Annotated in this window: 15 protein-coding genes; 12 read left to right on the top strand and 3 right to left on the bottom strand. The window is 72.7% G+C overall.

From position 1 onward, the window contains the following. Positions 1-28: 28 nt before the first annotated feature. On the top strand, positions 29-592 hold the full coding sequence (locus ACF061_RS22775) for a hypothetical protein (protein WP_392268764.1): 564 nt from the start codon (positions 29-31) through the stop codon (positions 590-592). Between the two features lie 161 nt (positions 593-753). Further along, positions 754-1053 (top strand): hypothetical protein, encoded by a 300-nt coding sequence (locus ACF061_RS22770; RefSeq protein ID WP_392268763.1) that lies wholly within the window; start codon positions 754-756, stop codon positions 1051-1053. Between the two features lie 17 nt (positions 1054-1070). Here ACF061_RS22770 and ACF061_RS22765 read toward each other — a convergent pair whose 3' ends face one another. Continuing rightward, positions 1071-1292, bottom strand: coding sequence for a hypothetical protein (locus tag ACF061_RS22765; RefSeq protein WP_392268762.1), 222 nt, complete (start codon positions 1290-1292; stop codon positions 1071-1073). Positions 1293-1887: 595 nt separating this feature from the next. On the opposite strand from ACF061_RS22765, the gene ACF061_RS22760 reads away from it, so the two are divergent. The 3 genes from ACF061_RS22760 (at position 1888) to ACF061_RS22750 (ending at position 4340) form a co-directional block, all read left to right on the top strand. Next, the gene (locus ACF061_RS22760) at positions 1888-2286 is read left to right on the top strand and encodes a DUF4440 domain-containing protein (protein ID WP_392268761.1); all 399 of its coding nucleotides are present in this window, start codon (positions 1888-1890) and stop codon (positions 2284-2286) included. 161 nt (positions 2287-2447) lie between these two features. Then, on the top strand, positions 2448-2756 hold the full coding sequence (locus ACF061_RS22755) for a transposase family protein (RefSeq protein WP_392268760.1): 309 nt from the start codon (positions 2448-2450) through the stop codon (positions 2754-2756). A 354-nt stretch (positions 2757-3110) separates the two neighbouring features. Beyond that, a complete protein-coding gene (locus ACF061_RS22750) occupies positions 3111-4340 on the top strand; it encodes a glutamate--cysteine ligase (RefSeq protein WP_392268759.1) in 1230 nt (409 codons plus the stop codon). Positions 4341-4651: 311 nt separating this feature from the next. On the opposite strand, the gene ACF061_RS22745 is transcribed toward ACF061_RS22750, so the two are convergent. Next, entirely contained in the window at positions 4652-5074 is a 423-nt protein-coding gene (locus ACF061_RS22745; RefSeq protein WP_392268758.1) for a hypothetical protein, read from the bottom strand. An 84-nt stretch (positions 5075-5158) separates the two neighbouring features. Here ACF061_RS22745 and ACF061_RS22740 point away from each other — a divergent pair, with 84 nt between their 5' ends. The 7 genes from ACF061_RS22740 to ACF061_RS22710 all read left to right on the top strand — a co-directional run bounded on the left by ACF061_RS22740 (position 5159) and on the right by ACF061_RS22710 (position 14289). Beyond that, positions 5159-6250 carry a helix-turn-helix domain-containing protein gene (locus ACF061_RS22740; RefSeq protein WP_392268757.1) on the top strand — a complete coding sequence of 364 codons (1092 nt, stop codon included), beginning with the start codon at positions 5159-5161 and terminating at the stop codon, positions 6248-6250. 335 nt (positions 6251-6585) lie between these two features. Continuing rightward, positions 6586-9330, top strand: a complete 2745-nt coding sequence (locus ACF061_RS22735) for an AAA family ATPase (protein ID WP_392268756.1) — start codon at positions 6586-6588, stop codon at positions 9328-9330. An 83-nt stretch (positions 9331-9413) separates the two neighbouring features. Beyond that, complete coding sequence (locus ACF061_RS22730; protein ID WP_392268755.1) at positions 9414-10139, top strand: alpha/beta hydrolase; 726 nt, start codon at positions 9414-9416, stop codon at positions 10137-10139. Positions 10140-10330: 191 nt separating this feature from the next. Next, positions 10331-11581 carry an ABC transporter substrate-binding protein gene (locus ACF061_RS22725; protein ID WP_392268754.1) on the top strand — a complete coding sequence of 417 codons (1251 nt, stop codon included), beginning with the start codon at positions 10331-10333 and terminating at the stop codon, positions 11579-11581. 154 nt (positions 11582-11735) lie between these two features. Further along, on the top strand, positions 11736-12605 hold the full coding sequence (locus tag ACF061_RS22720; RefSeq protein WP_392268812.1) for a carbohydrate ABC transporter permease: 870 nt from the start codon (positions 11736-11738) through the stop codon (positions 12603-12605). A gap of 59 nt (positions 12606-12664) precedes the next feature. Beyond that, positions 12665-13417: a carbohydrate ABC transporter permease gene (locus ACF061_RS22715; protein ID WP_392268811.1), complete on the top strand. Its 753-nt coding sequence runs from the start codon at positions 12665-12667 to the stop codon at positions 13415-13417. 215 nt (positions 13418-13632) lie between these two features. Beyond that, positions 13633-14289, top strand: coding sequence for a TMEM175 family protein (locus ACF061_RS22710; protein WP_392268753.1), 657 nt, complete (start codon positions 13633-13635; stop codon positions 14287-14289). Between the two features lie 43 nt (positions 14290-14332). Here the strand turns inward: ACF061_RS22710 and ACF061_RS22705 are convergent, their stop codons facing one another. Continuing rightward, complete coding sequence (locus ACF061_RS22705) at positions 14333-15382, bottom strand: helix-turn-helix domain-containing protein (protein WP_392268752.1); 1050 nt, start codon at positions 15380-15382, stop codon at positions 14333-14335. Positions 15383-15765: the final 383 nt, after the last annotated feature.

Genomic DNA, 15765 nt, shown 5'->3' with positions numbered 1-15765 from the left:
TGGCTTCGCCGAGAAAGGCCCGCACCACATGTCCGCCGACCAGACGTCCTGGGACGCCGCGGTACGCCACCTGTACAGGGATGCGACCGCGTACATCGCCACCGGCCCGCGCCGCCACGAGGACTGGACGCTCGACGTCCTCGATCTGATGGCCCGCGCCGTACCGGACCCGAGGGGCTGGGCCCGCGTCGACGACGCGGAGGAGGATCCCGAGCGTGCGGGGAGCCCCACGTGGCCCTTCGCCGTGCACCCCCAGGAGTACGTCGCGTCACGCCTCGACGAGATCGACCGGGACAGTGCCGAGAACCTGCTCCTGGCCCTCACCGAGGGCGGCTGCACCTTGGCCAACCTCCAGTACTTCACCGAGTCACCGGACGAATTGCGGGCCATGGCACGTACGGTGCTCGCGCGGTACGGAGATGAGGCCACGTACCACACCAACGTCAGCAAGACCGGCAGCGCGCCCGGCACACTCGACTTCACGCTGGAGGCCCTGGGGTACAGCCCGATGAGTGTCTTCACGGAGGACTGCGGTCTCGTCGTCGTCTCGGACACAGAGGTCGGCATGTTCTGGAACCTCAACGACCTGTGAACCGGATGCCATCCCCCATGAGCACAGTTCGAGCCGGCGTCATTTGAGTAGGCGTTCCCGTGCTGACCCGTTGAGCCACCCAGCAGGTGGTGACAGAACGGGAGGCAGGCGGTGGATCTGGTGCTCGATCCGCCGGCGGAGTCGCGCCCACCCCGCTGGGCATGACGCTCGACGTGGCGCTCGTCGCGGTGCCCGACTGGGGCGAGCCCCGCGTGCTGCGGCACCCGGGCCGGAACTCGGCGGAGGCGTCCTGGACCCTCGACTACGTCGGGGTACACGCTCTTGCCGAGGGCGGCACCCGGGTCGCGGCGATCGCGCTGTGGTGGCTCGGGTGTTCCGCTGCGGTCGTCAGTGAGCCCTTCGGTGTGCCGGCCGACGGCCGGCACACCGAAGGGCAAGCGGTACGGCTGTCACGGGGAGGGGACACGGCGCGCCGCGGAGAGGTACCGGGCCGACGCTGAGGTGATGCGCTCCCTGCTCATTCCGGCTCAGCAAGGAGGTACCTGACGGGCCGGTCCTCCACCTTCACCAGCCAACCCGCGCCCGCGAGGTCCCGGAGGATCCGGCGGATGTGCTTGTCCTGTGGGTCGTGCCCGGCGTCGCGCAGCGTGCGCAGGCTGTGTTCGGTGTCCCAGTAGCCGCCGTACCTGTGCACCGCCCTCTCCAGGTCGGCGCGCCGGCTGGAGGCAGGCTCGGTCATTGTCCTGCTCCTCAGGCTCGGTCGGCTGTGGGCGGGTGGGCTCGCTTCGCGTGATTGGCGATACTCGCCGGTGCACCGACGTAGTCGCAGGCCGGACACCTGCGCCATACGCCCTCGGACACGGCACGCTCACTCACCGAATGTCCTGGGCCATAACCGTGTCCGTGCAGCAACTGGGCGACAGAGGAACCGTATTCGGCAGCGAGCAGGGCCGCCTCCGCCACCTTGTCGTGGCCGGGAGCGAAGAAGGACCCCGGTCCGACCTTCTTGGCGCAGCCGCACCAGCAGGTGCCGGTCGGAGTGAGGCGAGGGAGAGGTTTCGTCATGTCGCCACGGTAGATCAATGAAGGCGACGGCCCAGGGGCTTTGACGTGTTCGGCGACAGGACCGGATCTCGATGTCCGTGGCCGTTCGTCCGTCGTTGCGAGACCAGGTCTGACGGAGCGTCCAGTCGGTTCCGCACCGGCCCTTGCGGGCACTTCGAATGGTCTCAGCGCCCAGGGCTGCTGCAAAGTCGTGTGATCTCGTGGGTGTGCTGGACCGAAGCTTTCTCGGCGCCATGTCCGTTGCCCCATAACGGCGTTACTGTCGCACGATGTCCAAGATCGAGATTGACGCCATAACCGCCGAGTTCTTCGGAGCCTTCGACAACCGCGGCGGCAAGACCCCGGACGTGACCCGGATCCGCCGGCTGGTCATTCCGGGTGGCGTGATCGTGCTGACCGGGCCGAAGTACACGGTCTACACCATGGACGAGTTCATCGAGCCTCGCGAACGCCTGCTCTCCGACGGCCGGTTGGTCGAGTTCTCGGAGTGGGAGACCTCCGAGCGGACCGAGATCGCGGGCGACATCGCGTCGCGCTTCGGCGAGTACCGCAAGGCCGGCGTCCTGGACGGCAAGCCGTTCGAGGGCGGCGGGACCAAGACCTTCCAGTTCGTCCGCACCCCGGAGGGCTGGCGGATCGCGGCATTCTCCTGGTACGACCAGTCCTGAGCGCAGCAGCCCGCGGAGCAGGGGCGTTACGAAGTCCCGGTGATCAGGTGAGTCCGCGGGTTGCGGCCGTCCAGGGAGTGCGGGTCGGGCCGTCCCGAACGCAACGAAGCTCCGGTTGAACGGGTTGGCCTCCCCAAGTCGTCTCGTACCACCGGAACTTCGTGGTGTCGTCAGTCTCCACCGTCTGTCCGATCAAGTCGCCCGTTCTGGAGGACACTGCGGGGTTGCCGCTGGTGGAGCGGTTGCGACTGTTGCCGGATCCGCGTCGGCGTCGAGGGGTGCGTCACCCGTTCGTGGCGGTGCTGCCGGTTGCCGCCCCGGCGGTTGTCGCCGGCGCACGCTCGTATACGGCCATCGGTCAGTGGTCCGCGGACGCGCCGCGGCATGCCCTTCGTTCCGCGGAGCGCACGGCGGAACGGAATGCGAGGCCGGAACCGGCGCCTGTCGTTCGAATGGAACCGCCATCGTGAGCGGCGGCGCACAAGGAGTCTGAGGGCCGGGCCCGCATCCGGTCCCCCGGCCGGATCCGGTGGGTCGTCGCCCGTCTCGGGTTTTCCCCGGGTCCTTCGCCGCTTCGCCGCGGAATCGGCCGACCGACCTCGGCACCCGGGACCGCTCTCACTGCGGAGAATGTGCCTCGCGCCGAAACACGCGCCCCGCCTGTCTCTGTGCGGCGCAGCTCTTTCTGAGCGGCGTAGTTCGCGTTGGCCTGTTCGTATTGGTGTTCCCGGCGACAAGTTCCGGGCGACGCCTGCTGCGGGTATCCCCCCAGGGAATTCACCGCCGGTGCTGATCGCATCGGACGGCGCGAGGACGGAGAGCCTGTGGACGGTGGGGAACAGGTGCGGTTGCGCGACCGGACGACGTTGGGCGTGGAGGAGGAGTTCCTGCTGTTGGACCGGAGCAGTGGTCTTCCCGTGGGGCGCAGCGGCACGGTGGTCGAGACCGGCCGGGCGCGGCTGGGTGACGGGCGACTGGTGCACGAGATATCCCAGGCGATGGTGGAGACGGTCAGCGGCGTGTGCGGCACCGCACGGGACCTGCGCCGTGAACTCCTTCGATTACGCGGGGGCGTGGCCCGGGCGGCGGGCGTGCACGACTGTCTGCTGCTCGCCTCGGGGACCTCGCCGCTCGGACACGCCGGGCCGGCACTGGACGGTGATCCGGCCGGCACACCGGGGCTTCACGGCCACCCCCGCTACGCGCGCATACGGCAGCGTTTCGGTCCGCTGCTCCAGGACCAGGGCGTGTGCGGTTGCCACGTCCACGTCGGCGTACCGGACCTGGCCACCGCGGTCGCCGTGGTGGACCGTCTGCGGCCCTGGCTCCCGCTGCTGTTGGCGCTGACCGCCAATTCGCCGTTCTGGCACGGCCGCGACACGGGGTACGCGAGCTGGCGCACGATGCTGTGGGGCCGGTGGCCCACGGCCGGCCCGCCCCCGCTGCTGCGTTCGGCCGAACACTACGAGGAGATCGTCGGGACCTCGGTCGCCAGCGGGGCGGTCCTGGATCCGGGGATGATCTACTGGTTCGCCCGCCCCTCGCGTCACGTTCCGACCGTCGAGGTCCGGGTGGCCGACGTCCTGCCGACCGTCGCGGAGACGGTGGCCTACGCACTGCTGGTACGAGCGCTGGTCGCACGGGCCCGCAGCGAGGTGGACGCGGGAGCGAAGCCGCCGGAGACGGAACACGACGTCCTGGTCGCCGCTTGTTGGCAGGCTGCCCGTGAGGGGGTCACCGGGAACCTGCTGGACCTGACCGCCGGCTCGCCGCCCGCGGTGACACCGGTGGTGCGGCAGATCGAGACGCTGCGGCGCCTGGCCTGGCCCCACATGGCCCAGGAGGGCGACCGTGCCGTGGTCGGCGCATGGCTGGACCGGCTGTCGGCCGAGGGGGGCGCCGCCGACCGCCAACGCGAGACGTACGCCAGGACCGGCCGCCTGGAGAAACTGGTGGACACGCTGGCGCTGGCGGTTCCTGACACATCCCCGGTGGGGGAGCGCGGGATCGTCCCCTCCGCTCCCCTCCTGTCCGATCCCGGGGAGAGCGCATGACCACCGGTGAGCGGTCGTCCGCGGCGACCGGGCGTCCTCACCGGAGCAGCCCGACGGGACGCCGGCCGGTGTGATCGGTGCCCCGTCGTGACCGGTGTCCCGCTGTGCCGCGGCCAGTTGGCCGGCCGACAGGTGCGCGTCGCACAGGTTCGCCGCGAACGCCGACCCCGCGTCGCTGAGGGCCACCGCGCCGACGACGACCGGGCCGAGGGCGAAGCCGAGGTCGCGCAGCATGTTGGTGGTGGCGCTGGCCATGCCCGCCAGGTTCAGGGGCACGCTGTTCAGCGCCACGGCCGTCACCGAGCTGACGGTCAGGGCGAAGCCGATGCCGATGAGCAGGGCGGGCGCCGTGAACGCGCCGAGTCCCGGGTCGGTGACGTCGAGCCGGGCGCACAGAGGCAGCCGATCGCCATCAGGACGAATCCGGTGGTCGGCAGCCAGGACGCGGCGACCCGGTGCGGGAGCCGCGAGACGATCGGGATGAGTACGAAGGCGGGCACCTGGAGCAGCGGGAAGGGGATCGCGACGCGGATCGGGTCCTGGTGCTGAACGGGACCCAGCCACATGCTGGTCGCGAAGCAGGCGCCCAGGAAGGCGAGCATGCCGATGACCGCGACCACGGACGCCACGGTGAAGGCCCGGTCGCGGAACAGGGTCAGGTCGAAGATCGGGGACTCGGCCCCCAGCTCCACCACGACGAATCCGGCGAGGAAGCACGCGCCGACGGAACTCACCGGATCTAGCGGATTCGCTCGATGCGTCGCGCCCGTCCCGTTGGCACGGTGTGAGGAAAGCACACCGGCCGAAGGGCGGAGAACATGTCGCCGGACTCACCGGCAGCGGAACCGGAAGAGGCGCTGTCGGGCACCCTCTACACCACGGATGCGGTGCCCATCCACCAACGACGGACGTACTGGCGCGCCGCCCTGTCCCGGACGCTCGCCGCGGTCGAGCTCGTCGTCCCCGACGAGGACTGCTCGGGAACCGTCCGCACCTCCCGGCTGGGTCATCTGAAGGTCGCCACCGTGGACGGCGGCCCCTTGGAGGCCCGGCGGACCGTGGAGCTGATCGCGCCGGGCGAGGACGAGCACCTCGTCGTCATGCTCCTGGTCCGGGGCACCGCCGTGGTCGAGCAGGACGCCCGCGTGGCCCACCTGGGCCCGGGGCAGATCGTCTTCTGCGACACGGCCCGCCCGAGCCGTATGGAGTTCCCCGGGCCGTTCCGGACGAAGTCCCTCCTCCTGCCGCGCCGGCTCCTGGGGCTGGCGGAGCCGGACCTGCGACGGCTCACGGCGACGGCCGTCCGCCCCGACACGACGCTGGGCTCGCTGCTGTCCCCTTTCCTGACCCGGTTCGTGGACACGGCCGCGACCTACCCCCCGGACACCGGTGAGGCGCTCGCCCGCAACGTCATCGACCTGCTCAGCGTGCTGGTCGAGGAGCGGCTTCGGCAGGACACGGACGACCCGCCGAGCGCGGCGAAGGCGTGGCTGTCGCGGATCCAGGCGCACATCGACCGCCACCTCGCCGATTCCGACCTGACGCCCCAGGCCATCGCGCACGCCCACCAGATCTCCGTGCGTTACCTGCACAGACTCTTCCAGGAGGAGGACATCACGCTCGGCCGGTGGATCCAGCGCCGCCGGTTGCAGGAGTGCCGGCGCGAACTGGCCCGGCGGGACTCCGAGGGCCGGACCATCGCCGCCGTGGCCCGCCGGTGGGGCTTCCACAACGCCGCCCACTTCAGCCGGGTGTTCCGGGCCGCCTACGGGATGTCCCCCGCCGAGTGGCGGGACTCCGCGCTGCGGGAACCCCGTACGATCCCGCCCGCCGAGTGGGACGCACCGGCCGTCGCGGTCCTCGACGGCGCCGGCGGGCCGGCGCTCCCGGCCGCGGCCGGGAGCGCGTGAGCCCCGTCCGCCCGACGCGTCCTGACCATGGCGGCCGGGACCGGGATCCCTCCCGGACCGGACCACCGGCCGGCCGGTGCGCGCCGACCGGTACGGCCGACGGCCCGCGGGGTGTCGGGCACCGGCCCCGCGCGGCGCCCGGCCCGGTCCCGGCCGGCCGCGGCTCCCGTGCCTGCGCCCCGTCCCGCACCGCCGTCTGCCGGCAGTGGCACGAGTCACGTGGCCCGCCCCATATGCCAGGTGTGCTCGGAGCCGTCGTTCTTGCCATAGTGGACAGCCGGCGCGTCGTCCCCGCGGCGGACGCGCGGGGACAGGGAAGGGCAAGAGTGGCGAGGGTGGGCGGATCACTGTCCCGTAGCGGTCTGCGCGGCCGGGAGGACGAGCTCGAAGCACTCCAGAACCTGATCACCTCGGTGGTCCGCACCGGCGGCGGCGCACTGGCCCTGATCCGGGGCGAACCGGGGATCGGCAAGAGCACCCTGCTCGCCGAGGCCGTCGCCAGAGCCCGGGCGGCCGGATTCTCGGTCGGCCTGGGCAAGGCAGACGAGCTCCACCACATCGTGCCGCTCTCGTCGCTGGCGGCCTGCGTCCTGCACGGCGACCGGCCGCTGCTGTCCGACGGTGCCATCGCCGATCTCGCGCGCCATCACGACCAGCGGATCTGGCTGGTGGAACGCCTGGCGGAGGCGATCGAGGCCAGAGCCGGCGAGGTACCGGTGCTGATCGCCCTCGACGACGTGCAGTGGGCCGACCCGCTGAGCCGGTTCGCCCTGAAGCAACTCCCGGTCCGTCTGCGGACCTCACCGGTGCTCTGGCTGCTGACCGGACGGCTGGAGCCGGCCGGCCCGGCGGAGGAGGTGGTCACGGCCGCGGCGGGCGATCTGCCGACGGTCACCGTGCCCTTGGGCCCGCTGTCCGGTGAGGCCATCGGCCAGCTGGCGGGCGACGCCCTGGGCACGGCCGTCGACGAGCGGGTGCGCGACCTGCTCAACGGAGCCGGCGGGAACCCGTTCCTGGCGGTCGAGATGCTCGCGGGACTGCGGACCGCCGGTGCCCCGGGCACACCCGTGCACCCGAGGCTCGTCGTGGGTGTGCGCGGCAGGCTCAGATCCCTGCAACCCGGCACGCTGCGCTTCCTCCAGATGGGAGCGGTGCTGGGAAGCAGGTTCGGCTTCCCCGAGGCCGCCGCGCTGTGCGGCCGGCCGGCCACCACCCTGATCCCGGCGCTCGAGGAGGCGGTGCGCGCCGGTCTCCTGGACGACGACGGCGACCAACTGGTGTTCCGGCACGATCTGCTGCGCCAGGCGGTCTACGTCGACATCCCGCCGTCGGCCCGCAAGGCGCTGCACCGGGAGGCGGCCGGCCACCTCGCCGCCGCGGGCCGTCAGCCGATCGACATGGTGCCGCACCTCCTCAAGGGCGCCCTGCCCGGGGACGAGGAGGCCGTGACACTGCTGCGGCGGGCCGCCGAGGACGTGCTGCCGGTCACGCCCGGCCTCGCGGCCGACCTGATGACGCGCGCCCTGGAACTGGTGCCGCCCGCGCGGCCGCTGAGCTTCGCGGTGGGGGAGCGGGCGATCGTCTGCCTGACCCGGGCCGGCCGGAACCGCGAGGCGCTGGCGACCGGCGACCGGCTGCTGGCCGCGCGCCCCCACCCCGAGGCGTTCGGCCGGCTCCAGGCCGCCCTGGGCGGGACGCTGTGGAACATGGACCTCGCCGACGAGTTGCGCCGCCGGGCGGAGACGGCCGTCGCCGTCGGGGGCGCCGCCCCAAAGGTCGCGGCCAGGCTCGCCGCCCTGCGCGCGCTGGCCCTGTCCCGGGGACGTGACCTCGCAGCCGCGCGGGAGGCCGGCGAGAGCGCGCTGCGCGAGGCCATCGCGACCGGTGACCGGGAGGCGCACGTCCTCGCCCTGTCCGGGCTCGGCGAGATCGCCCTCAACGCGGGGGAGAACGCCCTCGCCCTGGAGCGCTTCACCGCCCTCAGCGCCGTCGACGCCGCCTTCCTCCCCGAGGAGATCGTCGCCTACCAGCACCTGGACGACTTCGCCGCCGGCGAGCGGCTGCTGCTGCGTGCGGCGGACGACGCCGGGGCGCCCCGGCAGGCGATGCTCCTGTGGGCCCAGGCCCAGCAGCACCTGGGCCTGGGCAGACTCGACGACGCCGAGGCCGGCTTCGTGACCATGGAGCGGCTCGAGGACGACGTGCGGATACCCGTCCAGCAGGTGAACTCCCGGGTGATCCGCTCCCGGATCGCCCTGCTGCGCGGCGACCGGGAGGCGGCGGGCCGGCACCTGGCCGCCGCGCGGGAGGGGCTGGCGGTCAAACCCAACCCGGGCAACACCGCCGCGGTGCGCTTCCTGGAAGCGGTGCACGCCGATGCCGACGGGGACGCCGGGCTCGCCGTCGACCGGATCCGGCAGGTGCAGCAGGAAGGTTCCTTCATGCGCTGGCGGCTGTTGCGCGACTGGGTCGACCTCGCGATCCGCATGGCCCTGCGCGGCGCGGACCGGGAACTCGCCGAGGACCTGGCCGCCCAGGCCGGGGCGCACGCCGACCGCAACCCCGCGGTACCCACCGCCACGGGTATCGCCGCGCAGGCCCTCGGGCTGGTGCGGAACGATCCCGCCCTGCTGGAACGCGCGGTGGACCTGCTCGCCCGAAGCCCCCGCCCGCTCGTCCGGGCCGCCGCGCAGGCCGACCTCGGACAGGCGCTGCTGACCGCCGGCCGCGCGCCGCGGGCCATGACCGCGCTGAGGCAGGCCCATGGCGCGTTCGCCGAGTCCGGCGCCCATGCCGCGGCGGCACGGGTACGGCCCGGTCCGGGCAGGACGGCGGGCGGCGGAGGCGACCGCGGGACCGCCGCCCGGCAGCGCCCCGTCCAGGGCTGGGGGGCCCTCACCGCCTCGGAGCGGAAGGTCGCCCGTCTCATCGCCCAGGGACACACCAACCGGTCGGCCGCCGACCGGCTCGTCGTCTCCCCGCACACGGTCAACACCCACCTGACCGCGGTCTTCCGCAAGCTGTCGGTCAACTCGCGGGTCCAACTCGCCAATGTGGTCATGGCGTTGCGGGAAGACTGAGCGGACGTCCTGGTACGTTCACGCGATGCCCGCCCCACCGGGATGCGTTTGGCTGGGACCGAACCCATTCGGAGGCCGCCGACGTGCACGGAAACACCCCCACACCGCCCACCGTCGTGCTCGTGCACGGGGCGTTCGCCGACGCCTCGGTGTGGTCCGGGACCATCCGTTCGCTGCACTCGGCCGGACTCGCCGTGAGCGCCCTGGCCAACCCGCTGCGAGGCCTGTCCCAGGACGCCGCCTACGTCCGCAGCGCGGTGCGCCGGTTCGACGCCCCGGTCGTCCTGGTCGGCCACGGCTACGGCGGCGCGGTGATCACGCAGGCCGCCACCGACGCCGACAACATCGTGGCGCTGTGCTACGTCGCGGCGCTCGGCCTCGACGAGGGCGAGTGCGCCCTGGACGTCATGAGCCGCTTCGCCCCCATGCCGTCCACCGACGCGCTCGTCACCGCCGCCCTGCCCACCGGCCCGGACGGCGAGCTGTACCTCCGCGCCGAGCGGTTCCGGCAGGTGTACGCCGCCGACCTGTCCTCCCGCGTGACCGACGTGCTGTCCGTCACCCAGCGTCCGATCGCCCCGGGCGCGCTGACCGGAAGATCCGGCCCGCCCGCGTGGGCCTCGAAACCCTCCTGGTACGCCATCGCCACCGCCGACCGGATGCTCAACCCCACCGCGCAGCGCTTCATGGCGCAGCGCATGGCGGCCACCGAGTACCTGCTGGACGCCTCGCACGCCGTCCCGCGGGCACGGCCCGCCGCCGTGGCGGCGATGATCCGGGAAGCCGCCGGACGAGGCGCCGGGGTCTGAACCGGCCGACGCCGGGCCCACCGGTCGCGGGGCGAACACACTGGTGCGGGGCGCCGCACCACCGGCCCGGCCGTCCGGGCCCGCCACCCTGCGCATACGCTGACCGAGTCGCCCCGGGGACCCGCGGACCCATCCGCCGCCCCCGGGGACCCCCACTCCGGCAACGCTCGTCACTCGGGAGCACACGCACCATGATCTCACCGGTCACTCCACCGGCGCGGCGGATCGCCGCCCTGTTGGGAGCCGTCGCACTCGCATTGACCGGCACCGGGTGCGGTGGCGAGACCGGCGCCGTGGCCTCCTCGGGCAAGGTCACCTCCATCACCGCACTCGACTACTACACCGACGAGACCGAGCACGCCCAGTGGAGCCGCTGGCTCGACGCCTGCGGCAGGGCGGCCGGTGTGAAGGTCGAGCACCGAAGCGTTCCCGGGCCCTCGCTGGTGCCCCGGGTGCTCCAGCAGGCGTCCTCGCGGACCCTCCCCGACCTGCTGATGCTGGACAACGCCGACCTGCAGCAGATCGCCGGGACCGGCGCCCTGACCCCGCTGGACGAGTACGGCATCGACTTCGGCGGCTTCACCGAGGGCATCCTGTCGGCGGGCACCTACGAAGGAAAGGTCTACGGACTGGCGCCCACCGTCAACACGGTCGCCCTCTTCTACAACAAGGACATGCTCGCCGAGGCCGGCGTCGCCGTGCCCAGGACCTGGGACGAACTGAGGACGGCGGCGGCCGGGCTGACGCGTCCGGGACGCTACGGCATGGCGGTCGACGCCACCGCCACCTTCGAGGGCGCCTGGCAGTTCCTGCCCTTCCTGTGGTCCAACGGCGGGGACGAGCAGCGGCTGGACACCCCGCAGGCCGCGCGGGCACTCCAGTTGTGGGTCGACCTGGTCAAGGACGGATCCATGTCGAAGTCGGTGCTGAACTGGGACCAGGCCGACCTCCACGATCAGTTCGTCGCCGGCCGGACCGCCATGATGATCAACGGCCCCTGGCGCATCCCCGCCATGAACAGGACCAAGAACCTGCACTGGGGGGTGGCGCCCGTTCCCGTCCCACGCGCGGGGCTGAGCCCGGTCACACCGCTCGGCGGCGAGGTGTGGACCGTGCCGCGGAACGCCTCCGAACCCCGGCGGGAGAAGGCCGCGCGCGTACTCGCCTGCCTGAACGACCCCGAGAACATGCTCACCCAGGCCGAGCAGAGACTCACCGTGCCCTCGCGCACCGCCGTCGCCGCCCGGTACGCCGGACGGGACGCGACGGCCGACACCTTCGTCAAGAGCGTCGCCGGGGCCCGGTCCCGGACCGGTGAACTCGGCGCCCGGTGGCCCCGGGCGGCGACCGGGATCTACACCGCGATCCAGGCCGCGCTCACGGGGGAGCAGACACCCGAGGAGGCGCTGAAGCGTGCGCAGCGGATCGCCACCGGCTCCTGACCCGCGCCCGCTCCTTGCGACGGGCGCCGAGCGGACGGGCGCAGCGGTCACGGTCGAGGCGCCCGCGGCCGGCGCGGCGCGGCGGCCCGACGACCCGGACGGCGCAGAGCCGAGCGCGGCCCGGGGACGCCGGTACGACGGGCTCACCCGGTGGATGTTCCTCCTGCCCGCCGTCGCGTACCTGCTGCTGTTCTTCGGCTACCCGCTCGTCAAGAACGTCATGATGGGTTCTCAGCACTACGACGCCGCCACGTTCTACACCGGCGCCGCGCCGTTCGTGGGACTGGACAACTACGCGCGGATCCTGACGTCCGACCGCTTCCGCGAGGTCCTGCTGACCACCGTCCTGTTCACCGCCGGCTCGCTGGCCGGGCAGTTCGTGCTCGGTCTGGCCCTGGCCCTGTTCTTCCGGCGCCACTTCCCGCTCGGCCGGGTGCTGCGCTCGCTCCTGCTGCTGCCCTGGCTGCTGCCGCTGGTCGCCTCCGGAACGACCTGGAAGTGGATGCTCGACACCGACACCGGGGTCGTCAACAGGGTGCTGCGCGGCCTGCACCTGGTCTCCTCGGGCGTGCCCTGGCTCACCGGCACGTCCCAGGCGCTGGTCTCGGTGATCCTCGTCAACATCTGGGTGGGAGTCCCGTTCAACACGACGATCCTCTACAGCGGCCTGAAGGACATCCCGGCCCATCTGTACGAGGCGGCGGAACTGGACGGCGCCGGGGCCCTGGCGTCGTTCCGCCATGTCACCTGGCCGCTGTTGCGGCCCGTGACCCGGGTCGTGCTGGTGCTGGGCGCGATCTACACCCTGAAGGTGCTGGACGTCATCCTCGTGGTGACGGACGGGGGACCGGCCGGAGCCACGGAGACCCTGGCCACCCGGTCCTACGAGCTGTCCTTCCGGCAGTTCGACTTCGGGCAGGGCGCCGCGACGGGCAACCTCCTCATCGTCGTCTCGCTCGCCCTCGCCCTCCTGCACCTCCGTGCCGACCGGCGCGCCCGGACCACCGGAGGGCGGATCTCGTGAGCCGCGCCCGCCGACGCGGCCTGCCGTCCACGATCATCGCGATCGTCCTGCTCGCGGTGATGCTGTTCCCCGTCTACTGGATGGTGAACGCCTCCCTGCAGCCGACGGGCAACGCACTGCGGGCAGGCTGGTTCCCCCGCCACCCCGACCTCAGCGGTTACGCCACCGCGCTGCGCGGCCAGGGACGCAACCTGCTCACCAGTCTCGTCGTGGCGCTCGGCAGCGTCGCGCTCAGTCTCGGGCTCGCCGCTCCGGCCGCCTACGCGCTGGCCCGCTTCCCCCCGCGGGGAGCCGACCCGGTGCTCCTCGGCGTCCTGGTCACCCAGGCGGTCCCGAGCATCGTCGTGGCCAACGCGCTCTACAGCGCGTACAACGACCTGGGACTGCTGAACTCCTACCCGGGGCTCGTTCTCGCCGACTCCACCGCCGGGGTGCCGTTCGCGATCATGGTCCTGCGTTCGTCCATGCGGGGTATTCCCGGGGAGATCATCGAGGCGGCGCGCGTGGACGGCGCGGGACGGCTGCGCGTGTTCCGCGCCGTGGTGCTCCCGATGAGCGCCAACGCGCTGATCAGCGCGGCCCTGTTCGTCTTCCTCTTCGCCTGGAGCGACCTGATCTTCGCCCTCACCCTGACCACCGACGGGACGGTGCGGCCGGTCACCCTCGGCATCTACCAGTACCTGGGCGCCCACACGAACCAGTGGAACGCCGTCATGGCCACCGCCGTCCTGTCCTCCGCGCCCGCGGCAGTGCTGCTCGTCGCGGCCCAGCGCCGCGTCACCGCCGGCGCCACCGGCGGAGCCGTCGACTGAGGGGCGGCGCGGAGCCGGCGCCATGCCGGACGGCGGAGACGTCGCCACCGGCCGTGCCCTCCGCTTGCCCGTGAGCGCACGGTCCACCGTCCGGCGGGCGGGCCGGCTTGCGGACGTGGTTGACTCGGAAGCCGCCGGACGGTCGGAGCTGGAGCACCGCGCCGCGACGGAAGCCGCCCGCACCGCGACATGAACCACGTACGACAGGAGGCGGCTTGTCCCGCACCCACCTTCGCAAGTTCTCCCGTTCCGAGACGACACGGGCCGAGGCCTTCAGCGACGGCGTGTTCGCCATCGCCGTCACGCTCCTCGTGCTCAACCTCTCCGATCCGCCGCACCGGCCGGGCGGCCTCGGCCGGGCCCTGCTGGCCCAGTGGCCCGCCTACCTCGGCTACCTGGCGTCCTTCGGCTACGTCTCGGTGATCTGGCTCAACCACCACCAGGCCTTCGTCCGCATCCGGGCCATGGACCGCGGACTGCACGCCGCCAACCTGTTCCTCCTGCTCACCACCGCGGCGCTCTCCTTCCCCACCGCCGTGGTCGCCGACGCGCTGCAGCACGACCTCACCGACACCGACGCACGGACGGCCGTCGCCCTCTACGCCGGTCTCGCCGCGACGATGTGCCTGAGCTGGGTGGCCTTCTACCACCAGATGGCCCGTCGGCCCGAACTGCTGGACGCGGACGTGGAGGACACCTACGTACGGCACGGACGGCTCCGCTCCTGGACCGGAGCTCTCGCCTACACCGTCGCCGGGCTCCTCGGGGTGTTCGTCGCACCGCTGCTGGCGATCGGGGTGTTCGTCGTCCTCCCCGTCTTCTACTTCGTCACCAGCGAAGGGCTGCCGGGCGGGCGGGACGGCTCCGCCTGACCCGGGGCCCCACACGGAGGGGGCGCGCGTGCGGCGCGCCGGATCAGCCGAGCCGCTCCGCCCCCGGCTCCCCCCGGCGTGCCGGGCCGGGCTCGTCCCGCGGCTGCCGTCGCGCGGGGCGCCGCGAGGCGTCGGCGCCCTCGGTCAGGCGCAGGTTGCGCCACTCCAGGGGGGAGTGGCCGTAGAAGGTCCGGAACACCCGGCTGAAGTGCGCCGGGTTGACGAACCCCCAGCGCTGGGCCACCGCGGACACCGCGGGAGCCGTCCGGCCACCGCGGGTGAGCTCCCGCGCGCTCTCCTCCAGCCGGCGCCGCTGGATGAGCCTGCCCACGGTGACGCCCTCGTCCTCGAAGAGGCGGTGCAGATAGCGGACGGAGATGTGGTGCGCCGTCGCGACGGCCGCGGGGGACAGCGCGGGATCGCCGAGGTTGCGGTCGATGTGGTCGCGGACGCGCAGCACCAGCCGGCTTCGCGCGCTGTCCGCTCCCACCGCGCCGGGCCGGGTCCGCTCGGCCACGAGGGTGGCGAAGAAGTCGACGACGTTGGCGGCCAGTTTCCCTGCGACGGCCGGTGAGCAGGTGTGCGCGGAGGCCACCAGCGAGGCCAGGAACGGCATCAGGACCGAGCCGACCCCCTCCGTCGTGCCGATGGCGGTGCCGGTGATCCGGTGGAGCTGCTCGTCCGACAGGCCCAGCGCCCGGCGGGGCAGGTGGACGACGCGGGCGGCGAACCGCTCCGGGTAGGTCAGGCTGTACGGTCGCGTCGTGTCGTAGACGACGATGTCCTTCTCCCCGGCACAGGCACGCCGGCCGTCCTGGACCAGGGTCGCCGTGCCCCGCATCTGGACGCTCACCGCCACGAAGTCCTGCGGGGAGCGCGCGATGTGAGCCGCGGTACGGCTCGCGCGCTGGGCGTCCGCCTCGACGGCGGAGACTCTGATGTACCCCAGCGGGGCGGTGACGATCCGGCCGGCGATCGGGCCCTCGGCCCGCGGTGTGACGGCCATCGGCACCAGTGCCCTGCCCACGGCGGCTCGCCAGTAGGCCAGTTTGTCCTCGTCGGGAACCGAATCCGTCGTCAGCACCAGGCTCACCTGGCTCTCCTCTCCACCCATGCGGTACCGGCGGAGATCTCGGAGCCGTGGCGCGCACGGATCGACCGGGGACGTCTCGCCCCTGGAAGGCGACGCCCCGTGCCTCGTCACGCGTGGACGCCCCGTCGCGCGCCGGGGACCGGCCGCCGACAGGAGCCGGACAGCAACGCCGCTGCCCTCTTCCCCGCCGCTGTCAGCCAACCAGCCGGCCCGGGCGCGCCTCCAGGCAGAAAGCAGGCAGAAAACGCCGCTCCCCGGGAGACGGGCGCGCGTTGTGCGCTGCGGGAACAGGTCAGTGCGCGCGGAGAACAGTGCACATGTGCTGGCGTCGCCTACGGTGAGATGAACGACACTCCGGTCGGGCGGTGACCGCGGCGGTCGGC

The organism is Streptomyces sp. NPDC015220 (assembly GCF_043079345.1).
Classification (GTDB): domain Bacteria; phylum Actinomycetota; class Actinomycetes; order Streptomycetales; family Streptomycetaceae; genus Streptomyces.
Note: the sequence above shows the minus strand (reverse complement) of the source record. Positions and strands in the feature narration are given on the sequence as shown.

Bases quoted from the DNA above. Each gene is read 5' to 3' on its own strand.
- ACF061_RS22775 (WP_392268764.1), top strand. From the start codon at position 29: ATGTCCGCCGACCAGACGTCCTGGGACGCCGCGGTACGCCACCTGTAC.
- ACF061_RS22770 (WP_392268763.1), top strand. From the start codon at position 754: ATGACGCTCGACGTGGCGCTCGTCGCGGTGCCCGACTGGGGCGAGCCC.
- ACF061_RS22765 (WP_392268762.1), bottom strand. From the start codon at position 1,292: ATGACCGAGCCTGCCTCCAGCCGGCGCGCCGACCTGGAGAGGGCGGTG.
- ACF061_RS22760 (WP_392268761.1), top strand. From the start codon at position 1,888: ATGTCCAAGATCGAGATTGACGCCATAACCGCCGAGTTCTTCGGAGCC.
- ACF061_RS22740 (WP_392268757.1), top strand. From the start codon at position 5,159: ATGTCGCCGGACTCACCGGCAGCGGAACCGGAAGAGGCGCTGTCGGGC.
- ACF061_RS22725 (WP_392268754.1), top strand. From the start codon at position 10,331: ATGATCTCACCGGTCACTCCACCGGCGCGGCGGATCGCCGCCCTGTTG.
- ACF061_RS22720 (WP_392268812.1), top strand. From the start codon at position 11,736: ATGTTCCTCCTGCCCGCCGTCGCGTACCTGCTGCTGTTCTTCGGCTAC.
- ACF061_RS22715 (WP_392268811.1), top strand. From the start codon at position 12,665: ATGCTGTTCCCCGTCTACTGGATGGTGAACGCCTCCCTGCAGCCGACG.